11 protein-coding genes are annotated in these 9,886 nt (G+C 61.5%); 6 read left to right on the forward strand and 5 right to left on the reverse strand.

What is annotated here, in order from left to right:
* From HKN37_11810 to HKN37_11825, 4 genes are all read left to right on the forward strand, one after another.
* Nucleotides 1-462: DNA polymerase III subunit alpha (locus HKN37_11810; protein NNE47332.1), on the forward strand; the 462-nt coding region annotated here is incomplete at its 5' end.
* Between the two features lie 111 nt (nucleotides 463-573).
* The gene (locus tag HKN37_11815) at nucleotides 574-1,440 is read left to right on the forward strand and encodes an HNH endonuclease (protein ID NNE47333.1); all 867 of its coding nucleotides are present in this window, start codon (nucleotides 574-576) and stop codon (nucleotides 1,438-1,440) included.
* Nucleotides 1,441-1,737: 297 nt separating this feature from the next.
* The gene (locus tag HKN37_11820) at nucleotides 1,738-2,031 is read left to right on the forward strand and encodes a plasmid maintenance system killer protein (GenBank protein NNE47334.1); all 294 of its coding nucleotides are present in this window, start codon (nucleotides 1,738-1,740) and stop codon (nucleotides 2,029-2,031) included.
* A gap of 1 nt (nucleotide 2,032) precedes the next feature.
* Complete coding sequence (locus HKN37_11825; protein ID NNE47335.1) at nucleotides 2,033-2,344, forward strand: HigA family addiction module antidote protein; 312 nt, start codon at nucleotides 2,033-2,035, stop codon at nucleotides 2,342-2,344.
* Nucleotides 2,345-2,604: 260 nt separating this feature from the next.
* On the opposite strand, the gene HKN37_11830 is transcribed toward HKN37_11825, so the two are convergent.
* Both HKN37_11830 and HKN37_11835 read right to left on the reverse strand, forming a co-directional pair.
* Complete coding sequence (locus tag HKN37_11830) at nucleotides 2,605-3,681, reverse strand: adenylate/guanylate cyclase domain-containing protein (GenBank protein ID NNE47336.1); 1,077 nt, start codon at nucleotides 3,679-3,681, stop codon at nucleotides 2,605-2,607.
* A gap of 218 nt (nucleotides 3,682-3,899) precedes the next feature.
* On the reverse strand, nucleotides 3,900-4,439 hold the full coding sequence (locus HKN37_11835) for a hypothetical protein (GenBank protein NNE47337.1): 540 nt from the start codon (nucleotides 4,437-4,439) through the stop codon (nucleotides 3,900-3,902).
* A 292-nt stretch (nucleotides 4,440-4,731) separates the two neighbouring features.
* Between HKN37_11835 and pip the strand changes: the two genes are divergently transcribed.
* Together pip and HKN37_11845 are read left to right on the forward strand one after the other, a co-directional pair.
* Entirely contained in the window at nucleotides 4,732-5,703 is a 972-nt protein-coding gene (gene pip / locus HKN37_11840; protein ID NNE47338.1) for a prolyl aminopeptidase, read from the forward strand.
* 44 nt (nucleotides 5,704-5,747) lie between these two features.
* A complete protein-coding gene (locus HKN37_11845) occupies nucleotides 5,748-6,068 on the forward strand; it encodes a hypothetical protein (protein ID NNE47339.1) in 321 nt (106 codons plus the stop codon).
* A 388-nt stretch (nucleotides 6,069-6,456) separates the two neighbouring features.
* Here HKN37_11845 and HKN37_11850 read toward each other — a convergent pair whose 3' ends face one another.
* The 3 genes from HKN37_11850 to HKN37_11860 form a co-directional block, all read right to left on the reverse strand.
* Nucleotides 6,457-7,935, reverse strand: a complete 1,479-nt coding sequence (locus HKN37_11850; GenBank protein ID NNE47340.1) for a HAMP domain-containing protein — start codon at nucleotides 7,933-7,935, stop codon at nucleotides 6,457-6,459.
* Nucleotides 7,936-7,946: 11 nt separating this feature from the next.
* Entirely contained in the window at nucleotides 7,947-8,648 is a 702-nt protein-coding gene (locus HKN37_11855) for a response regulator transcription factor (GenBank protein NNE47341.1), read from the reverse strand.
* Nucleotides 8,649-8,775: 127 nt separating this feature from the next.
* A complete protein-coding gene (locus HKN37_11860; GenBank protein ID NNE47342.1) occupies nucleotides 8,776-9,543 on the reverse strand; it encodes a hypothetical protein in 768 nt (255 codons plus the stop codon).
* Between the last annotated feature and the right edge of the window lie 343 nt (nucleotides 9,544-9,886).

Genomic DNA, 9,886 nt, shown 5'->3' on the forward strand with positions numbered 1-9,886 from the left:
ACGACCAAAGCCGGCAAGCCCATTGCGTTCGCGACGCTCGAGGACTTCGGAGGCCAGGGTGAGCTGGTGTGTTTCGCGACGGTGCTGGACCGCATACAGAACTACCTGCAGGTCGATGAGATCGTGATTGCGAAGGGGCGGCCCGAGGTGCGGGGCGGCGGGCTCAAGATCATCGTTCAGGATGTGCTGCCGATGTGGAAGGTGCGCGAGCAGATGGTCAAATCGATTGTCGTGCGCGTGGATGCCGAGTCGCTGGCTGTCGAGGCGATCAACCAGCTGCGGGAGTTGTGCGACGCGAATCGCGGGTCGTGCAAATTGTATTTCGACATCGCCTCCGGCGACCTCGCTCAGCCACAGCGCGTGCATGCGAGGAAGTTCGTCGTGGAGCCGACGCCAGACCTGATGCGCGGGCTGACGCGGCTCGTGGGTCCGGGGAACGTGGTGGTGGAGGGAGAGGGGTAATTGCTAGGTGTGCCTCAGGGGAGTGCATGATATTAGCTGTAAATCAACCAACGTCGTAGCACGAACTTCGAACGACTTGTGACGATACCCAGCCACGATCACGCCGTCCGCATGGCCGCTTTTGAGTGGCTACGAAGACAGGTTGATATCCGCGGTGATGTTCTACCGCGCGAGCTGCTCCGGCGTGGATTCGAGTTCGAGGATAAGCGTATCCCGCTGGTCTCCCCGCAGGGGATCTTCAAGCCACGCAGCCTCGACCTGCCGCTGACGATCACGACAGCACCCGGAGGTCCGTACGACGACCACTTCGGCGACGACGGCCTGCTCCGCTACCGGTACCGCGGTACCGACCCGGAACATCGGGATAACGTCGGACTGCGGCAGGCGCTGCTGGACGGCGTGCCACTCATCTACCTGCACGGCATCGCCAGGAGCAGATACCTCGCCGTCTGGCCCGTCTACATCGTCGGCGACGAGCCCGGATCGCTGACGTTCTCGGTGGCCGTAGACAACGCCGCCTTCGTCGCCCCTACCCAGAGCGCGGCCGACTCCGCCTCGGAAGCGCGGCGTGTGTACGTCACGCGCGAAGTTCGCGCCCGCCTGCACCAACGGACATTCCGCGAGCGCGTGATCAAAGCGTACCGCGAGCAGTGCTCGCTCTGCCGCCTGCGCCACACCGAGCTGCTCGACGCAGCGCACATCGTCCCGGATGCCGATCCACACGGTGAGCCTGTCGTGAGAAACGGCATCGCCCTGTGCAAGCTTCACCATGCGGCGTTCGACCGGTTCGTTCTCGGCATCACGCCGGAATACACCGTGGAAATCCGGGAGGATATCCTGCACGAGATCGACGGACCCATGCTGGAGCACGGACTGAAGGAGATGCACGGGCAGCAATTGATGCTACCGAAACGACGTGCAGACCGGCCCGACAGGGACCTGCTCGACCTCAGATATCAGAAGTTTCGGTCGGCGTAGGATCAACGGCTTCCGGCGTCCATAGGTCAGGACTATAGATCTGGAGCGCGTCGGACCGAGCGAAAACTCGAAAGTACCCTACATCGTTTGTTCGGTGCCTACCCCTGCTTGCTCCGTAGCCGCACCGCGCCCAACTCCCTTCCCGGTGTTCTTGTCCCGGGCCAGCACTGACCGCAGGCACCTTCATCGGCAACTGTTCACTCAGTTCTAACCTCACCGGAGAGCTACCATCCAAGCGGTTCGGTTGATACGGAAACCGCGACCAACCTGTCACGTATCATATTATCCGTTATACGCTTGATCCTGTCGTTTGCTGACGCGGGCACTAAAGACGTCTTCGACGGGCGAAGGACGAAGCGCGCGCTCCAGAGGTGTTCACCGGAACTCTGGAACGTCGCTCGTCGCAAGCTGGATCACCTGAACCAGGCGCGCGCCATCGACGACCTCCGAAGGCCGCCCGGAAATCGATTGGAGAAACTGAAGGGAGACCGAAGCGGCCAGCACAGTATCCGCATCAACGCACGCTATCGCATTTGCTTCGTGTGGACGAACTTTGGACCCGCACAGGTCGACATCACGGACTATCACTGACATGGCACGACTCCCCTCCCATCGCCCGCCCACGCACCCCGGCGAGATGCTTCTCGAGGAGTTCCTGAAGCCGCTCGAGATGACGCAGGTCGAGCTGTCCGAGCGCATCGGCGTCTCGTACCCGCGCGTGAACGAGATCATCAACGGCAAGCGCGGCGTAACGCCGGACACGGCACTTCGGCTCGCTGCGCTCTTCCGCACAACGCCCGAATACTGGCTGAACGGTCAGATGAACTGGGACCTGTGGCAGGCGAAGCGGTCGGCCGGAGAGGAGATCGGGCGCATCAGGCCGGTAAAACGGGCGCGGCCGTGACGGGGCTGGTGGGCCAACGGGTCAAGGGCGAACTCGAAGAGTGACCCTCATGCCCGCAAAAGCCAGCATCCCGACAAGCGGAAGGGACCAGCATGATGGATCCCCGTCTAGATCGGGGATGATTATTGCCCCCATCGTCATCCTCGCGCTCTGCCCTTGCGCAGGCGAGGGCATGCGAGGATCAACCGGCCTTGAATGGATCCCCGACTGCACCCGCCTTCGCAAGTGCGTGGAATCGGGGATGACGAGGCACGAACGGCCTACACCGTATAAAGCGGCACCTGCTCCTGCTTCCCCCGCAGCCGCACCGCCCCCAGCTGTCGCGGCTGCCGGTCCACACCGTTCACCGGGAGTCGATCGTGCACCACCCCGGATAGCAGCAGGTTGACACCCAGCGCGTTGCACTTGGCCTGAATCCGCGCCGTGGTATTCATCACGTCGCCCGAATAGGCGATCTCTCGCTTGACAACGCCGACCTCGCCGACCATCACAGACCCGTGGTGCAGCCCAGCCTTGAACTCGGGCGTCACGTCGTACTCCGCCCGGAAGTACTTCGACGCCTCCTGCAACGCCTCCTCGACCCCGAAGAAACACGCGATGCACCGGTGGTCGCGGAGCCCCGCATCACCGGGCCAGGTCAGAACCACCTCGTCCCCGACGTACTGGTAGATCTCAGCCCCGTGCCGAAGCATGGAAGGGGTCGCGATCCGAAAGACATCTCTGACGAAGCGGAAGTACTTCTCCTCTCCCAGAAACTCGGCAATGGCGGTCGACGCCCGCAGGTCGAGAAACATGATGGTCCTCTCTTCGCGCCTCGGATGAAAGTACTTCCCCATCAGGAAGGACCGGAAGACGCCCGGACCGTACTTGTCCCGGACAAGAAGCGCCACGAACGTCGACATGACGATGACCGCCCAGACCAGATAGCTGGCGACGTTCTGCCACTCGAGCAGGTGCTCGATGTACGGGATCGCAAGCTCGGGAGTCGTCACGCGCGCGTACAGTCCGGCGACGGCGTCGACCACGAAGTATGCAATCGTGTACGTCCCGAAGATGGACAGGAGGGCGCGGTTGTACGGCATCGAGCGCAGCCATTTGTCCCAGACGAAGACCATCAACAGGCCGCCGATTAGTCCGGCCGTGAGCGAGGTGATGAGCGCGCCGATGAGAAAGTCGTACGGGCTGTATCCGCCGAGTCCGCAGTTGAACTGAAGCAGCGCGGAATAACCCTGAAGGAACAGGATCAAGCTCACGAACGACCACGCGACGGTTATGAGCAGGATGGTCGTTAACTTCGACCGCACCTGCGAACTGATGTGGAAGGGAGAAGATCGCATCGGACTCCTCTGAAGATGGGTGACGCGCCAATATCGCACGGGCAGACGAGAATCGTGGAACCCTGTTGCCGAGAATGATCACCGGCGCACACCGGGTCGTCCGAGCGGCCGCCTTCGAATGTCTTCCGAGAGAGGTGGACCTCCACGCCGACTTTCTTGCACGCCCTCCCTTCCGGCCGCCACGAAAGTTCGCCATCCACACGAGGAGTACTACGGGCCTATATCCGAAGCCGCCCCCACTTCAGATAGCGCGGAGTCCGGCGGCAGAATTCCGCATAGCGTTCGCCGAACACGCGACGCAGGTGTTCCTCCTCCACCAGAATCAGGAGATGAAGGCTTACGGCGACCACCAGCAGCGCCGCGAGACACCACAGGGACCAGTCCGTCAAAGCAAAACCCAACAGGAATAGCAACCATCCTACGTACTGCGGATTGCGACTCCAGCGATACGACCCTGCTGATGTAAGCTCGCCCGGATGAAGACACAACATCTTCGCGACCGAGCGGAAGTGCACAATGCTCACCAGGCACAGGGCGAGGCCCAGGACGCCTACTACGACGCCGACGTAGGCGGCTAACGTACTCGGCATTTTGTAAGTCGTGGCGAATTCGAGGACCAAGTTTGGCACGAACAACATCGCGCACAACAGAAACAGGCCCACCAGACCGAGTCTGCCGCGCCGGCGGTACTCCCATCGCGCGTACAGGAGTGCGGCCGTGCTTATCCCAACGGACAATATGACCAGGAAAGCGAGCATCTGCCAGCCAGTACAGCTATTGTGGCACCAGTCGTTCGTTCGGTCTAAGTTATTCTCTCGGATTCGCCGGCTGCTGCCCGACGCAGGTCCGGCGGTAGCTTTACACCCCTACGAATAATCAAAAGAATGGTGATGTATTGAGGGTGGATGTCCCGAACAACGTGAGGGGATCGACCTTTCAGTACATCTGCCCGGAAATGGAGGGAGAGTCTGCGTTCTGAATATCAAGTGCGATCCGCCGATCCCCTTCCCCACGAACCACTCTGCGACAACGAAAGGCGAGGAATGGAGCATGGCGAACGAACACTTCTACCCTGAGATCGAGCCGTACCGGACCGGTCAGTTACCGGTCAATGACCTGCACACTCTTTACTACGAGGAGTGCGGCACGCCGGACGGTCTGCCGATACTGTTCGTCCATGGCGGCCCGGGTGCCGGCTGCAGCACTACCGATCGGCGCTTCTTCGCCCCGGATCGATTCCGCATCGTGCTGTTCGACCAGCGCGGCTGCGGTCGATCCACACCGCCGGGCGAGCTGAAGGACAACTCTCCCGCCCACCTGGTGGCAGACATCGAGCGGCTCCGGGAAGAGCTGGGAATAGACACCTGGCACGTCTTCGGCGGCTCATGGGGCAGCTCGCTGGCGATGTTCTACGCCCAGGAACATCCGGACCACGTCCGCAGCCTTGTGCTCCGCGGCATCTGGATGCTCCGTGACGAGGAGATCCGCTGGTGGCTCTACGAGATGGGGATGATCCAGCCGGAACTATGGCGGCAGTTCGTCGAGCCAATCCCCGAGGACGAACGAGGCGATCTGCTGGAGGCCTTCTGGAAGCGACTCGACGGCGACGACACGGAGGCCGGACTTGCGGCGGCCAAAGCCTGGTCGATCTACGAGGGATCCTGCTGCACCCTCCTGCCCAACCCGGAGTTCAGCGACGTCTTCGGCGAGCCGGAGCTGGCCTGGAACCTGGCCCGACTGGAGGCCCACTACTTCCGCAATGTGCGTTTCAAACCGGACACGTTGCTCCTCGACCGGGTCGGTCGCCTGCGCTCGATCCCGGCCTTCGCAGTGCACGGCCGCTACGACCTGGTGTGTCCGGTGAAGAACCTCGACGACCTTTGCCACGCCTGGCCAGAGCTGGATGCGGTCATCGTTCCGGATGCCGGTCATTCGTCGCACGAGCCGGGCATCACCCGGCAACTGGTGGCGGCCACGACCCGCATTGCCGAGACGGGATCACCCGTGCGCTTAACAGGATAAAGGTGCAGTAGCGAAGTAACTGGACCAACGTCGACCCTGCCGAAATGGATAACACAGTACCGCCGATCGACCGGCCGCAAACTGGTGCCGGCATCTTCACGTCCGCGTGCAGGATTCTGTGCAGCGTCCTGATCGTCTCGCCACTCGTCTATGGAATCTCAGCCGATGAAGGAGACGCTTTTCGCTTCCTGATCCTCGTCCTGATCGCTTCGGTGGCCGGGGGCATTCTCGTCGCGAACTCGATCTTCGTGCTCGTCAGACATCGCTCACCACGGTCAATCGCCGTCAGTGTGGTGTTCGTCATCGTGGGCGTGATCGGTGTCCTTCTTGCCTGGATCTACTTGCCAGACCTGGCAATGCATTAGGAAACCCTGTAGACGAGGAATGGGGCCGGGTTCCTCGAGGCTGACCTGCCGGGGCCGGCTCTCCGTCCAAATCTGGTGCCCACGATACGCTCTATGGATCCCCGACTGCATCGGGGATGACCGTGTGCCTGTCATGCCCGCGCTCCGCCCTTGCGGAAGCGAGGGGAGGCGAGCATCCATCCGAAGCCGGGGCCTCCGCGACATACCACGGATTCCCGACTGAACTCCGCCCCAGCCGAGACGGGTCGGGGATGACCGTGTGCGTGTCATGCCCGCGCTCCGCCCTTGCGGAAGCGAGGGGAGGCGGGCATCGATCCAAGTCCGGGGCCTCCGCGACACACCGTATCCCGACTGAATCAGCGGTCGTCAGAGTCGCTACGAGCCTCGCCTACGCGGAACCAGGCTCCTTCCCATTCCCATCCAGCCGAAACGAAAACGTCGTCCCCTGCCCTACCCGACTCTCAACCCGGATCTCACCACCGTGCAACTCGATTATCCTTCGTGTGATCGCGAGCCCCAACCCGGCACCGCCGCGCTCGCGAGACCGGCTCTTCTCCACCCGGTAGAATCGCTCGAAGATGTTCGCCACCTCGCCTTCCGGAATACCCGGTCCCGTGTCCGCCACCGCAATCTCGACCTTGCCCTCTACCCGCTCCGTGCGCACCCGAACATGGCCGCCCTCCGGCGTGAACTGGATCGCGTTGTCGATCAGGTTCGCGATGGCCCGCTCCACCAGCGCGATATCTGCATGCACCATCAGGAGATCCGACGGGATCTCTGCTGCAATGTCCACCCTCTTGCGCTCGGCGTCCGGCCTGAACTGCTGCACCAGGTCCTGAACAAGCTCCGACGAAGAAAATGATTCGGGCTTCAGTTCGACCTGCCCGGCATCCAGCTTCGAAAGCTCAAAGAGCTCGGACACTAGCGAACTCAAGGACGACGCATTGCGCGACACGACATCCAGGTATTCCCGTCGCTGATCGTCGCTCAGCTCTCCACCCTTCATCGCTATGGTCTCCAGATATCCCTGCATCGATGACAGTGGACTTCTGAGATCGTGTGACACGTTCGCAATCAGTTCACGACGTTGCCGATCTACCCGCGCCATCTCCTCCATGTTGGCGACGATCGTGTCGGCCATGCTGTTAAACGAGTCGGCGAGCTGTCCCAGTTCATCGTTCGCGCGATATCGAACCCGCTCATCGAACTCCCCGCCCGCGAATCGCGATACCGACTGCGTCACCGACCGGAGTCTGCGCGTCAGGAACCCAAACAACATCAGTCCGACGAGGCCTGTTAGCAGCAGACTGATAGCCAGCGCCCGGCCTGCGGCACGCAGGATGTAGCTGCCCCGTACCATCCCTACCACATCATCGTACTGGGCACCCGAAAGGATCACGTACACGAAGCAGTCGGGCTTGCCCATGATTTCGATCTGCGCTGCACTGAACGGCCTGGACTGCCCGTCACGGGCCGGGTCTTCGCCAAGAATCGGTGCGGGCTCTCCTTCAAGGAATCGACGAACCGGACCCAGATCGATGGCCTTATGCGACAGGCTCTGTGCCTCCTCCAGGAGATACTGCGCCAACACCGATCCGTCCGGGTCGAGGAGGTATACTTCGATCCGGGGATTTGCCTCGCGGATGCGCCGAAGCTCATCCTCTACGACTTCGTCGCGGATGTCATCCCCCAGCAGCGGCTCCAGCCTCCGCGCCAGAGTAGCCGCAAGCTGCATGTTGAGCTTCTGCTCCGTTTCGTTGCCGAATCGCTCGAAGGAACGCACCGTCACGAGCGTGATCACCGCGCCCAGAAACACCATGAGCAGCAGGAAGAGCAGCGACAGTTTGGTGTAGAAGGTCTTGAACATTCTCAAGCGCATTACTGATCGGCTCCGAACCGGTATCCTACGCCCCAGACCGTCTGGATCAGAACCGGAGAGGTCGGCACACGCTCGATCTTACGTCGCAACCGGTTGATGTGCGAATTGACGGTATGACTGTACCCCTCGTACTCGTAGCCCCACACGTCCTCGAGCAGTTCGTGCCTGCTGAAAACTTTCCCGGGAAACTGCATGAACGCGATGAGCAGATCAAACTCCTTCGCGGTCAGTTCGACCGGCTTGCCGTCGACGGTGACCAGTCGGCGTTCGACGTCTGCTTCGACGCGGTCAAACTTGTACTTCTTCTGGCGCGACTCCGCCGGCTGGCTATCGACTTCGATCCGTCTGAAGATTGCTTTGATTCGAGCCACGAGTTCTCGCAGACTGAACGGCTTGGTCATGTAGGCATCTGCACCCAGCTCCAGTCCAAGCACCTTGTCGACTTCCTCCGTGCGAGCGCTCAGGACAAGGATCGGAATTTTCCGGTCCGTCTCCCGAATCCGCCGGCAGACCTCGAAGCCGTCCATCTCCGGCAGCATGATGTCGAGAACGACGAGCGCGTGCTCCTCCGCACTGAGTTGCTGCAGAGCATCCTTCCCCGTGATGGCTACACCAACATCGTATCCGAGATCACCAAGGTGAATGCTGATCAACTCGGCGATGTCCGGATCATCTTCGACCACAAGGATCTTCAGTGACATCGGTTCCATGGTTCGGGATCAGGATCGCAAGGTGAGTACGAGCAAGAAGCCGCCGCGGTTCACCGGAACCACAGCGGCCTTCGCTCCAAATTCCGCAAATACGTCTTTCGGTCTCCACACGGGAGATTTAGCGTACCCGCTTGACTGTGACGCGCGCGACCTTATTACGCCAGTTGTACGCGTCCGCATCCATGTCTCCAACGCCCGTGAAGCCAGGATGTGACTCGACGACGCCTGACGTTGCCGGACGGTCATTCTGTCCGTCCGCTGCCACCGCGACCGGTCCGATCGCTCCGCACGGGTCAACGACGCTCGTATACAGCTCATCGTTGGCCTCCGTGCCGGCGTCATAGGCGCCCGGGAAATACACGGCCGTCTCCGGACCGCTTGGAAGTTCGACACTGTCGAGACCGATGAATCCGTCGTTCGTGCAGATCAGCATAGCGGCAAGCGAGAGGTAACGGGCGCCCTCGGCTGCCTTGATGTACGCCGTCAGCTTGTCCGGCCCGGGCCCACCCTTGATGTGCACAGGCGCCATCGTGCCAACAACGCCGGATACACCATCCGCTCCGGTCAATGCTCCAACGGCGGTCGACGGATCGCCGTTCTCTGCGATCAGTCGGATACCTTCAGAGGCAGCCGAGCCGCCGCTGAACAGGCTTGCCGAGGCGTCGTGCGTGACGAGAACGCCCGGCGAGAACGGCTGCGAATGCGACATATTGATGATCGTGACTTCGTATTCGGCCTCGCTCGCCGCGCTCACGCCAGCCTTGCTTGCCGATGCGGACGCGAATTCAACTGACGACCCGCCGTCAACAGCCGTCAACATGCCGTCGTCCTGCGAACAGCCGGCAATGACCGCGACTGCCACCAGGACTGAGAAAATAGATTTCATGATTTCACCCTTGAGTTTGGTTTTGTTGCTCACGGATGAAAGGATATCGCGGTGGCCGAAGGTGATTCTAACAGAAGTGTATACGGCGGCTAACAAATGAGTAAAACGTCGCCGCGGGCCAGACTGCTAAAGTCATCCTTGCTCCCCGCCCTTGCGCTATGCCCTTGCGAATGCGAGGGAATGCGAGGAGATGCGAGGGTCGGCCAGGGCAGGCGAGGATTCAGCCGACGTCGAGCAGACCTCACTTGGATGCCCGCCTCCGCGGGCATGACTCCGACCAGGACCCCGGTCATCCCCGACTGGGCTCTGCCCCTGCACACGCGGGGGTCGGCCAGGGCAGGCG

The organism is Rhodothermales bacterium (genome assembly GCA_013002345.1).
GTDB lineage: Bacteria > Bacteroidota > Rhodothermia > Rhodothermales > JABDKH01 > JABDKH01.